Source organism: Nocardia sp. NPDC050408 (genome assembly GCF_044458905.1).
GTDB lineage: Bacteria > Actinomycetota > Actinomycetes > Mycobacteriales > Mycobacteriaceae > Nocardia.
In genome coordinates this window covers 25,740-42,817 of the sequence record NZ_JBITIL010000009.1, presented here as the reverse complement: position 1 = coordinate 42,817, position 17,078 = coordinate 25,740, and the positions used below count along the sequence as shown (strand labels likewise).

Below are 17,078 nucleotides of genomic sequence, written 5' to 3'. Positions count from 1 at the left end.
GGCACTGCCGCAACCGATCTCGGGTTTCGCTGGCGAACTGCGCGCTTCGGCACCCAATGACCAGTCTGAATCCCATTGAGCGGCACGGGGATACCGGTGAGTGGGGTAATGGCGGTGGGATCGGTGCGAAGTGGCGCACGAGGTGCGGGTGGGGTTCTACTGTCCCGCGCCATGAGGATTTCACTTGTTTCACTTATAGGTGCTGCCGCAGCGACTTTGGCTCTGACTGCGACGGGGCTCCAGCCTTCGGCGATGGCCGAGCCGAGTGTTACCGCTGTCGGCGGGAAGATCGATTTGCAGGGGGCGGTCAATGTTCGGGATATCGGAGGGTATCGGACTTATGACGGGGCGAAGGTCAAGGCGGGGAAGGTTATTCGGGCGGATTCGTTGGAGAAGTTGACGGACTCCGATGTGCAGAAGCTCGGAACCCTGAATCTCAGAGCGGTTATTGATTTGCGGACACCTGCGGAGGTGCAGTTCGCGGGGGCTGACAAGGTGCCTGCGGGGGTGCAGCAGGTGGCGCGGCCGATCGATGACACCGGGTTGTTCCAGCAGATGCTGGCGGCCATTCAGTCTCGGGATCCGCAGAGGCAAGAGGAACTGCTCGGGAACGGGAAGGCCGAGGAGATTATGGCCAATGTGTATCGGAGCTTCTTCACCGATGATTCGCGAGCCAAGTTCGGGCAGACGATTCGAGATTTGGCGGCGACCGATCGGGCGTCGCTCTATCATTGCACGTCGGGTAAGGATCGCACTGGATGGCTGACATATGTGGTGTTGCGGGCGGTCGGAGTGCCGGAACCTACTGCGCGGCAGGATTATCTGCTGTCGAATCAATATCGCGCCGCGGCGGATGCCAAGTTGCGTGAGCAGGTGAAGCAGGCAGGGCTGATGCAGAATCCCGATCTGCTGATTCCGTTGCAAGAGGTTCGTGATGAGTACTTGGATACGGCGATCGCTGCGATGGAGCAGGCCTATGGCGATTTCGGGAAGTTCCTGACCCAGGGCTTGGGTCTCGACGGCGGCACCCTCGTACAACTTCGGAAGAACCTGGTGAGCTAGCGAGAACGGTTCGGGCCCACTCCTTCCGGTGGAGTGGGCCCGATCCCATTCAGCTCAGCCTGGCGTCCGCAGCCGAACCCGCGAGCTGCCGCACAAACTTTCACGATCGCGCACACCGTATGGAGCCTGTTGCCGAATACGCCCAGCACGCGATCGTGACGTCACAGCGGGGGACCAAATCACCTACCGGCGAGCATGATCACCTGGCAGTAGTCCGTCCGGGCAGTTGATTTGTGGCACGGCCGAAATCGGCCCCGTTCGGCAACAGTCTCTATAGTCTGCGCGAACTCCGCATACCTTGTGCGACAGCAGTAGTTCAGATCGGAAGGACCATCTCGACCAGGTCCCATAGTGAAACGCCTCCCGTGCCGAAAGCCGTCACCAAGGCGTAGGCGATGAGTGCGTCCTCCAGATTCGGCTGCCGAACGGCTATCTTGTGGTCGCGTGCGGTGAAGGGCAGTGCCCAAACGACATTGATCTGGTGCGTTCCGGTCAGCATGAATTCGCCGAGAACATGATCGTCCTGACCCTTCTGCCCCAGCATCAATGTGCTGGAGTGCAGATTCGTCGGCATCAGCCGCAAAATCTTGCCGTCGACCTCGGCGAGGGCTCTATAGGTCCACCGGTAGTAGAAATGCCCACGGCCGACGGTCAACCTGATGGGGCGATCATTGATCGATGCCCGCAGCCGCTTGACATTTCGCGTACCGATGGGAACACGCTGACGTGTGCGCGGACCGACGCGCTCGATGGTCACCACGTTGGCATCGTCGAATACCGGTGCGGTGACCACTCTTTCGTCGGCCCGCGTGATTACGATCTTGCCGAAATGCTCGGTGTCGACGACGAAACGCTCTGGACTGCTCACCCGGCTCCTTCGACGCTAGCGAAACATCCTGTGGCGCTGGGGTATCAGCCCGACTTCTTGGCGTGCTCGCGGACCGTGCCCGCCAATGCGTTCGGCATCGGCTCGTGCCGGATATACGAGCGTGTGAAATCACCCGCGCCATGTGAGAGCGAGCGTAGATCTATTGCGTAGCGGGTGAGTTGGAGTTCGGGGACCTCGGCGTGGATGCGGGTGCGGCCGGTGCCGTGCGGTTCGGTACCGAGGACGCGTCCGCGCCGTCCGGACAGATCGGTGAGTACCGGACCGACGTAATCGTCGGTGACCACCACCCATACGTCGGCGATCGGTTCGAGCAGGGCGATACCCGCGGCGGCAGCGGCCTCGCGCAATGCGAGCGCACCCGCGGTCTGGAATGCGGCATCGGAGGAGTCGACCGAATGCGCTTTGCCGTCGAAGAGTGTCACGCGCAGATCGACCAGCGGGTACCCGGCCGCCACCCCGCGCGCAGCCTGGGCGCGCACACCCTTCTCCACCGACGGAATGAACTGTCGCGGTACGACTCCGCCCACCACCCGGTCGACGAATTCGATACCAGATCCGCCGGACAGCGGTTCCACCTCGATCTCGCAGACCGCGTACTGTCCGTGCCCGCCCGACTGTTTGACGTGTCGGCCCTTACCGGTCGCTTTGCCCGCGAACGTTTCTCGCAGTGCGACCTTGTGGTCGATCACGTCGACCTGCACACCGAACCTGCTGCGCAACCGCTCCAGCGCGACATCGCGGTGCGCCTCACCCAGACACCACAGCACGATCTGATGGGTATCGGGATTCTGTTCCAGCCGGATCGCGGGATCTTCGGCCGCCAGCCGGGTCAGGCCGCTGGAGAGCTTGTCCTCATCCGCCTTGCTGCGTGCCTGAATGGCAATGGGCAGTAGGGGATCGGGCATCTGCCATGGTTCGATCAACAGCGGGGTGGCGGTGCCGGAGAGGGTGTCGCCGGTTTCTGCGTGGCTGAGTTTGGTGACATAGGCGATATCACCGGCGATGGCCTGGCCGAGTGGACGCTGCTGTTTGCCGAACGGTGCGGTGATGGCGCCGATGCGCTCGTCCACATCGTGGCTTTCGTGGCCGCGGTCCTCCAGGCCGTGACCGCAGACATGCACCGTGTCGTCGGGTCGCAGGGTGCCGGAGAAGACGCGGACCAGCGAGACGCGCCCGACATACGGATCCGAAGCCGTGCGGATCACCTCGGCCGCCAACGCGCCGTCGGGATCGCAGTGCAACGGGGTCGGCGCCGCTCCGTCGGAGGTGGTGACCGCCGAGACCGCATGTTCCGATGGTGTGGGAAATCCGCCGGTGATCAGCTCTAACAGTTCTATGGTGCCGAGGCCCTGTTTGGCCCCCTCGGGAGCGGGTGCGCCGAACAGCACGGGATGGAAACTGCCCCGGGCGACCGCGCGTTCGAGGTCCTCGACAAGTGCCGCCAGCTCGATCTCCTCGCCGGCGAGATAGCGCTCCATCAACGTCTCGTCTTCGCTCTCGGCGATGATGCCCTCGATCAGCCGGTTGCGCGCCTCCTCGAGCTGCGGCAGCTGATCGTCGGACGGTTCACACTGGACTTCCTCCCCCGAGGAGTAGTCCGCGATGCAGTGCGGAAGCAGTTCGACCAAACCGGTCACCGGCCGATGACCGTCCGGATTCTTCGGCCCGTACACCGGAAGATGCAGCGGCAGAATGTTTTCCGAGGACCCACCGCCGAGCACCAGCCGACAGGTCTCGGTCATCTCGTCGAATTCGGCGCGTGCGGTATCGAGGTGGGTGATCACGATGGCCCGCGGCATCCCGACCGCCGCGCACTCCTCCCACAGCGCACGGGTCGCGCCGCTGACGGCCTCGGCGCCCTCAGCCGCGGAAATGACGAACAGCGCGGCATCCGCCGCACGCAGACCCGCGCGCAGCTCACCGACGAAATCGGCGTATCCGGGGGTATCCAGCAGATTGATCTTGATCCCGTGCCACACCATCGGCACCACCGACAGCTGCACCGATCGGTGCTGACGATGTTCGATCTCGTCATAATCCGATAGCGATGTCCCGTCCTCCACCCGGCCCGCGCGATTCACCGCGCCTGCCGTGAGCGCCAACGCCTCCACCAACGTGGTCTTACCCGACCCGCTGTGCCCGACCAGCACCACATTCCGGATGTCTTCCGGCCGCTGCGCCGTCACAGCCTTACCGTTGGTCCCTGCGGACGCACTCGCTTTCTCGACCATGTGTCTCGCTTTCTCGGTCGACACCTACGGTCCTTCGAGCTTCCCACCAGCGGTCGCCTCGCGTGCCCGGATCGGAAGATCCGATGTGTTCAGGTGCGCGTGGGGTGGTGTGCATGTGGGGTTCAGGTCGGGTTACCCGGATCCGGGGTGTCAAGGGCGGGCGGTTGTCTGCGTTTCGGGCCACAAGGTCGCATCGACGCCTTCCGGCTGTCTGCTGGAACTGCCGACACTCAGAACTTCTGCTACGACATAAGTGAACGTAGGTTAACTAAATATTAGCCAAATCGGCTCGTTTGCTCGAGTCGTGCGCCGAACCGCGCCTACGTCACCACGGTGTCCCCGTCCGAGGCGTCCTCGCGGTCGACCCCAACCCAACATGTTGAACAATCGATGCACAGGTAGATGCCGTGCGAGCCTGGCACAGGCTCGGAGTAGTCTCCGTTGTCCCCTTACCGCGTGCACGAAAGAGGCGCACAATGGTTGCGATACACCGGCTTCAGGGTTTGTGATCGGCGGGTAGCTGGATGTCCGCCGAGAACATTCGGACGGGCATCCGTCGTGATGACAGCGTCCATATATTGGGGGCGGCGCCTGGGTCCGCTGTTGGCATCGCGGCCGCGCTGCACACCACGCTCGATGCCGGGCACCGCGAATGCTGCCTGCAGCGACTATGGCCGCCCCGCCAGTTCGGCCCAGCAAGCGATAGGAAGCGTCATGTCAGAGCAGAACAAGGCCACCGCCAAGCGTGTCCTCGACGCATGGAACATGCGAGACCTCAGCGTATTCGACGAGGTGATTGCGGCTGACTGCATCAACCACGATCCACAGAACCCGTTCGCCGAGGTTCATGGCCCCGACGGTTTCAAAAGGCTCGTGCAGATGTATCTCGCCGCATTCTCGGATCAACGGTTCTTGGTCAACGAACAGATCGCCGAGGGCGATTTCGTCACTACCCGGTGGACGGCTACAGGCACCAACGACGGCGAGATGATGGGCATGTCCCCGACAGGCAAATCAGCGGTCGTTCAGGGAATCACAATCTATCGCTTCCAGGACGGCAAGATCGTCGAGAGCTGGTCATGTTGGGACACGCTCGGCATGATGCAGCAACTCGGTGTCATCCAGGCGGCGCACCCCGCGACAACCTGACTCGTCGCAGAGAAGCCGAGATCATTTGGGCCACTGGCGATCGAACCCAGCAGCTTCAGCCGCCTGGTCCGATCGCCGCAGCGGCACTCAGCTGCCGAAGCGTGCCAGGACGGAGCTGGCCTCCTGGGAGGCGGTGCCCTCCTCGGCGAGATGGGCCATGGCGGGGGCGATTTCGCGCCCGTGGTGGGCCATTGCCTGGGCGTACAACCGGCCCGCGCGGTAGGAGGAGCGGACCAGCGGTCCGGCCATGACACCGGCGAAGCCGATTTCCTCGGCCATGCGGGAGTGCTCGACGAACTCCTCTGGCTTGACCCAGCGGTCGACCGGGTGGTGGCGCGGGGAGGGGCGCAGGTACTGGGTGATGGTGAGGATGTCGCAGCCGGCCTCGTGCAGGTCGCGCATGGCCTGGGTGACTTCCTCTGGGGTTTCGCCCATGCCGAGGATCAGGTTCGACTTGGTGACCAGGCCATCTTCGCGGGCCGCGGTCAGTACGGCGAGGGAGCGCTCGTAGCGGAATGCCGGGCGGATCCGCTTGAAGATACGCGGCACCGTCTCCAGGTTGTGCGCGAGCACCTCGGGGCGGGTGGAGAAGACCTCGGCCAACTGCTCGGGGACCGCGTTGAAGTCCGGGATGAGCAGTTCGACGCCGGTGTTCGGATTCAAAGCCTTGATGGCCCGGACGGTTTCGGCGTAGAGCCAGGCGCCGCCGTCGTCGAGGTCGTCGCGCGCGACACCGGTGATGGTGGAGTAGCGCAGACCCATCGCCTGGACGCTTTCGGCGACCCGGCGCGGCTCGTCGCGATCGAGTGCGGCGGGTTTGCCGGTGTCGATCTGGCAGAAATCGCAGCGGCGGGTGCACTGTTCGCCGCCGATCAGGAAGGTGGCCTCACGGTCTTCCCAGCATTCGAAGATGTTGGGACAGCCCGCCTCCTCGCACACCGTATGCAGGCCTTCGCGTTTCACCAGGCCCTTGAGTTCGGTGTACTCGGGGCCCATCTTGGCTCGGGTCCGAATCCATTGAGGCTTGCGCTCGATCGGGGTCTCCGCGTTGCGCGCCTCGATGCGTAGCAGTTTGCGTCCTGCCGGTGCTGAAGCTGAGGTCACTCGATCGACCTTACGCCTGCCGTGCGCCGCCGTCGGATGCAGTCCATCACTGTGCCGGGCAACGCGACAGCAGCCGACTCATTCGGCTTTCGCAGGCTCGACGGCCGGTGCGGCGCGGGCGATGTCGCGCGCGGTCACCGGCAGTACGCCATTGAGCGCGCGAGTGATCGCATCGGCGACGAGCGGCTTGACTTCGGCCACCGTGACCTCGCGACCGAGTTCGCGCGACAGCGTGGTGACACCGGCGTCGCGAATGCCGCACGGGACGATCGCCTGGAAGCCGTCGAGTGCGGAATTGCAGTTGAGCGAGATGCCGTGCAGCGCGACGCCCTGCTGTACCCGCACGCCGATCTGGGCGACCTTGCGCTCGGAGTACAGCTCGGTCGCGGCCAGCCAGACACCGGAACGGCCCTCGACCCGGCCGCAGTCCAGACCGAGCCCGGTGCAGACGGTGATCAGCGCTTCTTCGAGCCTGCGCACGTAATGCACGACATCCACCGGCTCCGCCAGTCGCACAATCGGATAGCCGACCAGCTGGCCCGGCCCGTGCCAGGTGATCTTGCCGCCGCGATCGACCTGCACCACCGGGCTACCGTCGATCGGCAGATCCTCGGCCTCGGTGCGGCGACCGGCGGTGTAGACCGACGGGTGCTCCAGCAGGAGCAAATGGTCGGAGCCCTCCCCGGCGGCCCGCTGCGCGGCGATCGACCGCTGCATATCCCAGGCGCTGTGGTAATCGATGAGTCCGAGATCCTCGACCACGATCGGGGTCGTATCGAATCGGGCGGACCAGGTGGTGCGCGTGTCGTTCACGCCCTTGACGGTACGCCGAGCGCGGCCATCCAATAAACCAACCTGGTGTGGGCGATGCCACAGGGTTGCCAGGTTTGGCATCGGGCGCAGGCACTGGGGCTGCGGCCACCGCCGACCGGCCTAGTCGCCCTCGACGGGCAGTGTCAACTGCATCAGGGTCAGGTCCATCCAGCGACCGAACTTCCGGCCGACTTCCGGCAGTTCTCCGACGGTGCGGAAATCGAACCGCTCGTGCAGCGCGATCGAACCGGTATTGCCGGATTCGATGGCGGCGACCATTGCGTGCACGGTGCCCGCCCGGCGGGCACGCCCGATCAGCTCGGTGAGCAGGGCGCCGGCGATACCGCGACGGTGGAAACGGCCGGCTACATAGACCGAATTCTCCACAGTGAAGCGGTAACCCGATCGGGTCCGCCAGGGGCCGTAGCTGGCGTAACCGGCGACCTCGCCGCCGATATCGGCGACCAGAATGGGCAGTCCGGCGGCGGTGCGCCCGCGGAACCAGGCGCGTCGATCGTCGAGATCGACCTGCTCGTGATCCCAGATGGCGGTGGAGGTGGCGATATTCGCGTTGTGGATGACCAGGATCTCGGGCAGATCTCCCTCGTGCGCGTCGCGGATGACGGTGGCACCTCGGGCGTCTAGCTCGGTCATCGATCTACTCCATTGGGGCGCTTGGTAATTGGCTCCGGCGCCTGGATCGTTGTGCTGCCGGTGAATGTCGGCGCGCGGTCTATACCGTGTCGGTCTCGGTGTCCGTCGTCATCGTTCATCATCACGGCCCAAGGCCGCCGCCAGCGCCGCGCCGATCGTCTGGTGCTGGAACGGGTAACCCGCCGCCTCCAGCGCCGTCGGAATCACACGCGGCCCGTTCAGGATCGCCTCTTCGGCGAATTCGCCGATCAGCGCGCGTAATGCGAACGCGGGCACCACGAATGGGGTCGGCCGATGCAAGACGCGGCCGAGTGCCCGATTGAATTCGGCATTGGTGACCGGTGCCGGACCGACCGAATTGATCGGCCCGGCAATGCTGTCGTGGGTGAGCGCGAAGATGATCGCACCGATCTCGTCGGCCATCGAGATCCACGGCGTGTACTGACGTCCGTTGCCGAGTCGGCCGCCGAGCCCGAGCGAGTACAACGGCTGCAGCATGCCGAGCATGCCGCCGTGATGAGACAGCACCACCGCACTGCGCAACAGCACCGTGCGCACACCGGCATCGACGGCGGGTTTGGTCGCGGCCTCCCAATCTTGGCAGAGGGTCGCGAGGAAACCCGTTCCCGCGGGAGCGGTTTCGTCGACCACCCGACTGCCGGTGGCGCCGCCGTAGTAGTGCACGCCGCTGGCATTCACGAGCACCGGCACACCAGCGACGGCGACCGCATTGGCCAGCACATCGGTCGGGGTCAGCCGACTGTCGCGCAGCTCCTGTTTGTAGCTGCCGTTCCAGCGCCGCCGTCCGAGGCTTGCTCCGCAGAGGTTGACCACCGCATCGGCGCCGCGTAGGGCCCGCTCGTCCAGATCGGCGCGAGCGGGATCCCAGCGGTACTCGTCCGGCGCGTTGGGGGAGCGGCGTACCAATCGGGCGACTTCGTGCCCGTCGCGGCGCAATGCCGCGACGAGCGCCGTCCCGATCAGCCCGGACGAACCGGCGATCACCACCTTCATACGCGACAGACGATCCTTTCCGACTACAGACCGAGGTCCGCCTCGAACGCCGCTTCCTCGAGCCGGTGCCGGATGGTGGTCAGGAAGCGACCGGCGTCGGCGCCGTCGATGAGGCGGTGATCGTAGGTGAGCGGCAGGTAGCACATGGACCGAACGCCGATGGACTCGTTGCCGGTCTCATCGGTGACCACCACCGGGCGCTTCACGATCGCACCCGTGCCGAGCATGCCTGCCTGCGGCGGAAGCAGGATCGGGGTGTCGAACAGCGCGCCCTGGCTGCCGATATTGGTGATGGTGAAGGTGCCCCCGGCCAGCTCGTCCGGCTTGAGTCGGCCGGTGCGGGCCCGGTTGGCGATATCGGCGATGGCACGGGCCAGTCCGGCCAGCGACAGGTCGCTGGCGTTGTGGATCACCGGGGACAGCAGACCCTGCTCGGTGTCGACGGCGATGCCGAGGTGCACCGAGGCGTGGTAGGTGATCTCCTTCGTGGACTCGTCGTAGCTGGCGTTCACATTCGGGTGCACGCCGAGCGCCTCGACGACCGCCTTGGCGAAGAACGGCAGGAACGTCAGGTTGACGCCCTCGCGGTCCTTGAACGCGGCCTTGGCCTGGCTGCGCAGTGCCGCGATCTTGGTGACATCCGCCTCGTGCACCTGGGTCAGCTGCGCGGTGGTCTGCAGCGATTCCCGGGTCTTGGTGGCGGTGATCTGGCGGATGCGGCTCGCCTTCTGCACGGTGCCGCGCAGATGCGCCAGCTGCGACGGGACCGCCGCCGCGGCGGGCGCTTTCGCGGCCGGTGCGGCGGCCGCGGGGGCGGCGGCCGGAGCCGGCGCCTTCTTGGCCTCGACGGCGGCGAGCACATCCTGCTTGCGGATGCGTCCGCCGACACCGGAGCCGGTGACGGTGGCGAGATTTACGCCGTTCTCCTCGGCCAGCTTGCGGACCAGCGGGGTGACGTAGGGGGTCGCGCCGTTGCCAGAGGTGTCCTGGGTCGGCGCCGGAGCCGTGGCGGCCGGAGCCGGAGCAGGCTTGGGAGCTGGCGCAGGGGCCGGAGCTGGCGCAGGGGCCGGAGCTGGTGCAGGGGCGGCAGCTGGTGCAGGGGCCGCAGCGGCGGGCGCGGGTGCCGGGGCCGGAGCGGGGGCCGGAGCTGCCGGTGCGGGGGCGGCGGGTGCCGGTGCGGCGGCCGCGGGGGCGCCGCTGCCGATCACGCCGAGCTGTCCACCGACGGCGACGACATCGTCTTCCTGCGCGGAGATCTCCAGCAGGGTGCCCGCGACGGGCGAGGGGATCTCGGTGTCGACCTTATCGGTGGAGACCTCGAGTAGCGGCTCGTCGACGGCGACCTGGTCACCGACCTGCTTGAGCCAGCGGGTGACGGTGCCCTCGGTGACCGACTCACCGAGTTCCGGCATCTTGACCGGGGTGCCCGACGCGGCGGCCGGGGCTGCGGCGGGAGCCGCGGGTGCAGGGGCCGCAGCGGCGGCCGCGGGCGCGGGGGCCGGTTCCGGCTCCGGCGCGGGGGCGGGTGCAGGCGCGGCTTCAGGTGCGGGTGCGGCGGCGGGCGCGGGCGCTTCGCCGGCTTCGCTGATCACACCGAGCTCACCGCCGACCTCGACGACGTCATCCTCGGCGGCGACGATCTTCGACAACACACCCGCCGCCGGCGACGGGATCTCGGTGTCGACCTTATCGGTGGAGACCTCGAGCAGTGGCTCGTCGACCTCGACCGTGTCTCCTTCCTGCTTCAGCCACCTGGTCACCGTTCCCTCGGTGACGCTCTCACCAAGAGCCGGCATCTGGACGGAGAAGGCCATGTCCGTTGACTCCTCTGACTGCTCGACGGGTTCTACAACAGTTGATCTCACTGCGAACACCCACCGCGGGTCGCGATGGGTGTCCGAAAGCCACCGATCATTGTGCGTGGCACCGGAGATCTGTGTGGTTCTTGTACCGCGATCCATCCTTGCACTCGTCTGCGAGACGTGTAGCACAGGGCAGCGAACTGCACGGGGCTGGCAAGATGGAATGACCGGTGCCGAGCACTCGGTCACAGGTGGAAGGAGGTCGGCGTCGTTGGGTTTGCTGGATCGTTTCCGAGGCGGCGCGGCCCGGGGTGGCAGTGTTTTACGTGGGGGTTCGGGTAGTGGCGAGGATGCCCGCTATCTCGCCGAGTGGGTGCGCACCCACACCGGGGTCGAAGGGTACGTGGAGCCCAAGACAACCGTGACGGATGTCACTGTCGTGCTTATTGCCGCCGATGGTGAATGGACCCGCCGCATCGTCGGCGAGCGTGGGGCGCGACGGCTTGCCGGTGATTTGCGGATTCCGGTTTACGACGTTCGCAAGACCGGTTATCCGCAACGGATGCGCGACTATGACGCCCGCAGGCGGGTAGAGCGCCAGCGAGCGTTCGAACGCGAATTGCGCGACCCGTAGCACTGTTCGTTTCGTTCAATATGTTCGCGGCGCTTGCCCGTCAGCCGAGGTGGGTAGCTGTCGACGGTAGTGAGAGGCGGTTCGAACGCCCTCGCAAACCACCATTTCACTACCGTCGATCCCGCCGCGACCGGTGCGGCGCCCGAACGGCTTCGGGCGCCGCGCATGCCGTTGCGATGGGCGGCTTACTCAGCGGTGGGTGCGTCCTCGGCGGCGATGTCCTCGATCACCGAGACCAGCGTGCGGACCGGAACCCCGGTGCCGCCCTTGCCGATGTAGCCGAAGGGGCCGCCGGTGTTATAGGCGGGGCCCGCAACGTCCAGATGCGCCCACTGCACGCCTTCCGGGACGAACTCCTGGAGGAAGATCGCCGCGGAGAGCATGCCGCCCCAACGGTGCGGTGCGACGTTCGCGAGGTCGGCGACCTTGGAGTTCAGGTCGGCCCGCAGTTCGGTGGGAAGCGGCATGGCCCAACCGTTTTCGCCCGCGAGGCGGGACAAGCGGGCGACGCGGTCGCGGAAATCGTCGGTGCCCATGACGCCGGGGGTACGGGTGCCGAGCGCGACCATCTGGGCGCCGGTCAGGGTGGCGACGTCGATGAGGTAGTCCGGCTCGTCCTCGCCCGCGCGCACGATGGCGTCGGCCAGGATGAGGCGGCCCTCGGCATCGGTGTTCAGCACCTCGACGGTCTTGCCGCCGTACTGGGTGAGCACGTCGCCGGGGCGCTGCGCGGTGGCCGACGGCATATTCTCCGCCATCGGGACGGTCGCGATCACCGTGACCGGCAGCTCCAGCTTGGCCGCGGCGACGGTCGTGGCGATGACCGCCGCGGCGCCCGCCATATCCGAGGTCATATTCTCCATATTCGCGGCGGGCTTGATGGAGATGCCGCCGGTGTCGAAGGTGATGCCCTTGCCGATCAACGCGATCTTCTTATCGCCGCCGCGATAGGTCAGGCGGACCAGCCGGGGCTGACGCGAGGAACCCTTGCCGACGCCGAGCACACCGCCGTAGCCGCCGTCCGCGAGCGCCTGTTCGTCGAGCACCTCCACCTGGAGACCGGCGGCCTCGCCGAGGGCCTTTGCACGGGTGGCGAATTCGGCCGGGTACAGGTGGCTGGGCGGGGTGTTGACGAAATCGCGTGCGGTGGCGATCGATTCGGCGACCACCCAGTCGTGCGCGAAACCCTTGCCATAGGACGCACTGGGGTCGCCGACCAGGAGTTCGACCCTGCGCACCGGCTGATCATCCGGCTTGCCGTTGGCGTTCTCGGATTTGAACGCGGTGAACGTGTAGGCGCCTAGGAAGAACCCTTCGGCGGTCGGGCCGATGCCGCCCTCCAGACCCGACAGTGTCGTCACGGCCCGGCCGACACCGGTCAGCGAGCGAGCGGCCACACCGGCCGAGCGGCGGATCTGCTCGGCATCGATCTTATCCGCGGCGCCGAGTCCGACGGCGAGCACACTCTTCGCACCGAGACCGACAGGCGCCGGAATCCTGGTCAGTTCCTCGGCCTTGCCCTTTGCGCCGACTGCGCGCAGCTGTTCCTGAAGCGCGGCGCGCACCTCGGCGGCGAGGATGGTGTCGACGAAGTCGTCCTCCAAGGTGGCGATTGTCGGGCCGTCGTCGCCGGACACCAATCCGATCACCAGTACGTCGGTGTCGGGGCCGATGGTGTCGACCAGGTCCAGTTCCGGTCCGAGCGAACGATCTGCAACAGCGGTCATGGGCACAGGTTACTGGGCAGACGTGCCGCTATCCCGTCGAGGAGCAGTTCGAGGCCGGTATCGAGCAGGGCGGCGAAGTCCAGTTCGGGACCGGGCGAAGTGGCTGAGTTCGGCCTGTCGGTCCGCCGATGTCGTTGGTGCGGGTGCACTTTCGGTCAGCACGAATTCGGTCATCGCTAGCAACCCCGGTATGTCCGACCTACATTGGCCAATGAACACATCGTTCGCGGCGAGAGGATTGCGCTATGGGTACCGGTTCGACCGTTCGGCAGGCGACCGCGGCGGATCGCGATCCGCTCATCGCCGCATTCGCCGCGGCCGCCCTTGATGAGGCGGTGACCGTGTGGATATTGCATGGCCACCCCGCCGACCGGTTCCTCGCGGGCTGGGTGCCCGATCTCATCGACAAGGCGCTGTGCGAGGACGAGATCTGGATTGCCGAGGCCGACGGCAGCATCCGAGCCGTATCGCTGTGGCAGACCGTCACTTCCGTCGACCGCCACGCGGCCGAGGCCGCCGAACTCCGGGCCGCCGCCGATGCTGCCCCCGAGGTCTCGGCGCTGCGCCGCGCGGCCTATGTCACCAGCCTGCTCGCCAGGGAACATCCACGCGAATTCCCGCACCGCTACCTCCAGGTGATCGTCACCGTTCCGGAGCATCGCGGAAAGGGCGCGGGCGGCGCCATCCTGACCGACCGGCTGAAGGCCGCATCCGATGCGAGTATTCCGGCATTCCTGGAAGCCAGTACGCAACGATCGGCCCGGCTCTACACGCGCAAGGGATTCGTGCGCGAAGGGCACACCCACACCCTCCCGGAGGACGGCCCGACGCTGATTCCCATGTGGTTCCGCGGCTGATCGAGATCGCCGCGCCAGCAGGTCGAGTACGAGCCCAGGGGCGGACAACGCCGGGATAAGCTCGCCGGGTGACCGATACCAATCCGCTGCAAGGGCCGATCCATGACGTCCACGTCGAACTCGGGGCGAAGTTCGCGCCGTTCGGCGGGTGGCAGATGCCGGTGTCGTATGCGGGGACGATCGGCGAGCATCAGGCGGTGCGCACGACGGTCGGCCTGTTCGATGTGAGCCATCTCGGCAAGGCAACGGTGCACGGCGCCGGTGCGGCCGAGTTCGTGAACTCGGCCCTCACCAACGATCTCGGTCGGATCCGACCGGGCAAGGCGCAGTACACGCTGTGCTGTGCGCCCGACGGTGGTGTGATCGACGATCTGATCGCCTATTACGTCGGCGATGACGAGATCTTCCTGGTGCCCAACGCCGCCAACACCGCGGCGGTCGTCGCCGAACTGCAGAAGGTCGCGCCGGAGGGCATCACGGTGACCGATGAGCACCGCGAGTACGGGGTGTTCGCGGTGCAGGGACCGCGCTCGACCGAGGTGCTCACCGCGCTCGGGCTGCCGACCGATATGGAGTACATGGCCTACGCCGACGCCGATTGGGATGGCCGCCGGATTCGGGTCTGTCGCACCGGATACACCGGTGAACACGGCTACGAGCTGCTGCCGCGGTGGGCCGATGCCGAGCCGCTGTTCCGCGCACTCGTCGAGCAGGTCCGCGCGCACGATGGGCAGCCCGCCGGGCTCGGTGCCCGCGACACGTTGCGCACCGAGATGGGTTATCCGCTACACGGACATGAACTGTCGCTGGAGATTTCGCCCGTGCAGGCGCGCTGCGGATGGGCGATCGGCTGGAAGAAGTCCGAGTTCTGGGGCAAAGACGCACTGCAGCAGGAGAAGTCGGCCGGTCCGCGTCGAATCCTATTGGGGCTGAAGGCGCTTGATCGCGGTGTGCTGCGTCAGGGACAGGCCGTGCTGCGTGCCGGCGAGCCCGTCGGCGAAACCACTTCCGGCACCTTCTCGCCGACGCTGCAGATCGGTATCGCCCTCGCCATGCTCGATACCGAAGCGGCTATCGAACCCGGCACGGAGGTCGATGTCGATGTTCGTGGGCGACGGTTGCGCTGCGAGGTCGTACGCCCGCCGTTCGTCGACACGAAGACCAAATAGTCGGCGTCTGTCTTGTACTGCGGAGGTCGGCGGGTGACGCGGGTACATTCGCGCGCGCCGACACTCGCACCGCGGCGAAACCGCGACCGATAGGATCTGCCTCATGACCGTTGCTGCACAGTTCACCCATGTTCCGCATCCCGCGCCCACCCCGGCGCAGCGGGTACAGGAGATTCTGGCGGCACCGGGATTCGGACGCTTCTTCACCGACCACATGGTCTCCATCGACTACATCGAGGGTGAAGGTTGGGGCAATGCCCGGGTCGAGCCGTACGCTCCGTTGGCGATGGACCCGGCGACGATGGTGTTCCACTACGGCCAGGCCATCTTCGAGGGTCTGAAGGCCTACCGGCAGAACGACGGCAGCGTCTCCTGCTTCCGCATCGACGCGAATGCGGCGCGCTTCCGCAAGTCCGCGCGCCGGATGGCGATGGCGGAACTGCCCGAGGAACTATTCATCGAATCCGTGCGGCAACTGCTCGAGGTCGATAGCGGCTGGGTGCCAGCGGCCGGTGGTGAGGAGTCGCTGTACCTGCGGCCGTTCATGTTCGCCACCGAGGCCGGGCTGGGTGTGAAGCCCGCCGCCGCCTACAAATACCTGCTGCTGGGATCGCCTGCGGGCGCGTACTTCCCGCGCGGTGTGAAGCCGGTGCGGGTCTGGCTGTCGACCGAATACGTGCGAGCCGCACCGGGCGGCACCGGTGAGGCGAAGGTCGCCGGTAACTACGCGGCCTCGCTGCTAGCCCAGGCGCAGGCCTCGGAGAAGGGCTGCGATCAGGTCGTCTGGCTCGATGCCTGTGAGCGTCGCTATGTCGAAGAGATGGGTACCAACAATCTGTTCTTCGTCTTCGGGTCCGGTTCCGAGGCGCGGCTGGTCACCCCGGAACTGTCCGGCTCGCTATTGCCCGGCATCACCCGCGATTCGCTGCTCACCCTCGCCGCCGACTCGGGCTATGTGGTTGAGGAGCGCAAGGTTTCGGTGGAGGAGTGGCGCAAGGGCGCCGAATCCGGCGAGATCACCGAGGTGTTCGCCTGCGGTACTGCCGCCGTGATCACACCTGTCGGCTGGGTTCGCTCCGCCGATGGTGAGTTCGCCGTCGGCGGTGGCGAACCGGGCGAGGTCACCATGGCGCTGCGCGATACTCTCACCGGGATCCAGCGCGGCACCTTCGCCGATATCCACGGGTGGATGCGCGGTATGTGACTGCGGCACTCTCACGAAATACCGCAGCCGTGTGCCGGTCGCGGGTCAGCTGGGCATGAATGTGCGCCATTCCTCCAGGGTTTGCGGGCGCATGACGTAGTTGGCGTCCTTGACCGTGGAGAGCGCGGCGGAGGGGTCCTGGGAGTACCAGTGACCGGGGTAGACGACCGGGTCGCCGGATAGGTCCGCTAGGTAACGCAGGCTGCGGAACATTGCCTCGGAGTCACCGCCCGGGAAGTCGGTGCGGCCGCAGCCGTCGATGAACAGGGTGTCGCCCGCGATGAGGCGATTGTCGAACAGGAAGCACTGGCTGCCGGGCGTGTGGCCGGGGGTGTGCAGCAGTTCGATATCGAAGGCGCCGACACTGACCTTGTCACAGTGCTGGTGTCCGGTGAGTTCGCTCGGCGCGATGCCGGTGACATTGGCGACCCAGGACAGTTCCTCGGCATTGACGTGCACCGGAACGCTCGTCTTCTCCAGCAGCTCCCGCACTCCGCGCAGGGTGAATCCCAGCATGGTGCCGCCGACATGGTCCGGGTGGTGATGGGTGGCGAGCACCCCGGTCAGCCGCAGTCCGTCGGCCTCGGCGATATCTACCAGATCCGCCGCCGCATACGCCGGATCCACCACCACGCACTCGCTGGTCTCCCGATCGCCGATCAGATACGCGAAATTTCGCATCTGTGTCGCGATCGGATCACCCACGGCAAAATCTCGACCGGACAGCAGTTGACGAAAATACAGACGCTCGGAAGGCATACCGTCCACT

15 protein-coding genes are annotated in these 17,078 nt (G+C 66.2%); 6 read left to right on the top strand and 9 right to left on the bottom strand.

Annotated features, from left to right (window positions below; genetic code table 11):
- The first annotated feature begins 171 nt into the window (after nucleotides 1-171).
- Nucleotides 172-1,062, top strand: coding sequence for a tyrosine-protein phosphatase (locus tag ACIBJI_RS25040; protein ID WP_397086171.1), 891 nt, complete (start codon nucleotides 172-174; stop codon nucleotides 1,060-1,062).
- 316 nt (nucleotides 1,063-1,378) lie between these two features.
- Here ACIBJI_RS25040 and ACIBJI_RS25035 read toward each other — a convergent pair whose 3' ends face one another.
- Together ACIBJI_RS25035 and ACIBJI_RS25030 are read right to left on the bottom strand one after the other, a co-directional pair.
- Nucleotides 1,379-1,930 (bottom strand): hypothetical protein, encoded by a 552-nt coding sequence (locus tag ACIBJI_RS25035; protein ID WP_397086168.1) that lies wholly within the window; start codon nucleotides 1,928-1,930, stop codon nucleotides 1,379-1,381.
- Between the two features lie 44 nt (nucleotides 1,931-1,974).
- Nucleotides 1,975-4,182, bottom strand: a complete 2,208-nt coding sequence (locus ACIBJI_RS25030) for an elongation factor G-like protein EF-G2 (RefSeq protein WP_397086273.1) — start codon at nucleotides 4,180-4,182, stop codon at nucleotides 1,975-1,977.
- 636 nt (nucleotides 4,183-4,818) lie between these two features.
- Here ACIBJI_RS25030 and ACIBJI_RS25025 point away from each other — a divergent pair.
- Nucleotides 4,819-5,331: an ester cyclase gene (locus ACIBJI_RS25025; RefSeq protein WP_397086166.1), complete on the top strand. Its 513-nt coding sequence runs from the start codon at nucleotides 4,819-4,821 to the stop codon at nucleotides 5,329-5,331.
- An 87-nt stretch (nucleotides 5,332-5,418) separates the two neighbouring features.
- Here ACIBJI_RS25025 and lipA read toward each other — a convergent pair whose 3' ends face one another.
- The 5 genes from lipA to sucB form a co-directional block, all read right to left on the bottom strand.
- A complete protein-coding gene (gene lipA / locus ACIBJI_RS25020) occupies nucleotides 5,419-6,435 on the bottom strand; it encodes a lipoyl synthase (RefSeq protein WP_364345294.1) in 1,017 nt (338 codons plus the stop codon).
- Between the two features lie 78 nt (nucleotides 6,436-6,513).
- Nucleotides 6,514-7,248, bottom strand: a complete 735-nt coding sequence (lipB, locus tag ACIBJI_RS25015; protein ID WP_364345292.1) for a lipoyl(octanoyl) transferase LipB — start codon at nucleotides 7,246-7,248, stop codon at nucleotides 6,514-6,516.
- A 120-nt stretch (nucleotides 7,249-7,368) separates the two neighbouring features.
- Nucleotides 7,369-7,902, bottom strand: coding sequence for a GNAT family N-acetyltransferase (locus tag ACIBJI_RS25010; RefSeq protein WP_397086164.1), 534 nt, complete (start codon nucleotides 7,900-7,902; stop codon nucleotides 7,369-7,371).
- Between the two features lie 108 nt (nucleotides 7,903-8,010).
- The gene (locus tag ACIBJI_RS25005; protein WP_364345288.1) at nucleotides 8,011-8,916 is read right to left on the bottom strand and encodes a TIGR01777 family oxidoreductase; all 906 of its coding nucleotides are present in this window, start codon (nucleotides 8,914-8,916) and stop codon (nucleotides 8,011-8,013) included.
- A gap of 23 nt (nucleotides 8,917-8,939) precedes the next feature.
- On the bottom strand, nucleotides 8,940-10,730 hold the full coding sequence (gene sucB, locus ACIBJI_RS25000; protein WP_397086162.1) for a 2-oxoglutarate dehydrogenase, E2 component, dihydrolipoamide succinyltransferase: 1,791 nt from the start codon (nucleotides 10,728-10,730) through the stop codon (nucleotides 8,940-8,942).
- 259 nt (nucleotides 10,731-10,989) lie between these two features.
- On the opposite strand from sucB, the gene ACIBJI_RS24995 reads away from it, so the two are divergent.
- Nucleotides 10,990-11,352 (top strand): oxidoreductase, encoded by a 363-nt coding sequence (locus tag ACIBJI_RS24995; protein WP_364345284.1) that lies wholly within the window; start codon nucleotides 10,990-10,992, stop codon nucleotides 11,350-11,352.
- 185 nt (nucleotides 11,353-11,537) lie between these two features.
- On the opposite strand, the gene ACIBJI_RS24990 is transcribed toward ACIBJI_RS24995, so the two are convergent.
- Complete coding sequence (locus tag ACIBJI_RS24990) at nucleotides 11,538-13,079, bottom strand: leucyl aminopeptidase (protein WP_364345282.1); 1,542 nt, start codon at nucleotides 13,077-13,079, stop codon at nucleotides 11,538-11,540.
- Nucleotides 13,080-13,324: 245 nt separating this feature from the next.
- Between ACIBJI_RS24990 and ACIBJI_RS24985 the strand changes: the two genes are divergently transcribed.
- The 3 genes from ACIBJI_RS24985 (at nucleotide 13,325) to ACIBJI_RS24975 (ending at nucleotide 16,309) form a co-directional block, all read left to right on the top strand.
- The gene (locus ACIBJI_RS24985) at nucleotides 13,325-13,936 is read left to right on the top strand and encodes a GNAT family N-acetyltransferase (RefSeq protein ID WP_364345280.1); all 612 of its coding nucleotides are present in this window, start codon (nucleotides 13,325-13,327) and stop codon (nucleotides 13,934-13,936) included.
- A gap of 68 nt (nucleotides 13,937-14,004) precedes the next feature.
- Nucleotides 14,005-15,105 carry a glycine cleavage system aminomethyltransferase GcvT gene (gene gcvT, locus ACIBJI_RS24980; protein WP_396958630.1) on the top strand — a complete coding sequence of 367 codons (1,101 nt, stop codon included), beginning with the start codon at nucleotides 14,005-14,007 and terminating at the stop codon, nucleotides 15,103-15,105.
- A gap of 103 nt (nucleotides 15,106-15,208) precedes the next feature.
- A complete protein-coding gene (locus ACIBJI_RS24975; protein WP_364345276.1) occupies nucleotides 15,209-16,309 on the top strand; it encodes a branched-chain amino acid aminotransferase in 1,101 nt (366 codons plus the stop codon).
- Nucleotides 16,310-16,354: 45 nt separating this feature from the next.
- Here the strand turns inward: ACIBJI_RS24975 and ACIBJI_RS24970 are convergent, their stop codons facing one another.
- Nucleotides 16,355-17,068, bottom strand: a complete 714-nt coding sequence (locus tag ACIBJI_RS24970; protein ID WP_364345274.1) for an MBL fold metallo-hydrolase — start codon at nucleotides 17,066-17,068, stop codon at nucleotides 16,355-16,357.
- Between the last annotated feature and the right edge of the window lie 10 nt (nucleotides 17,069-17,078).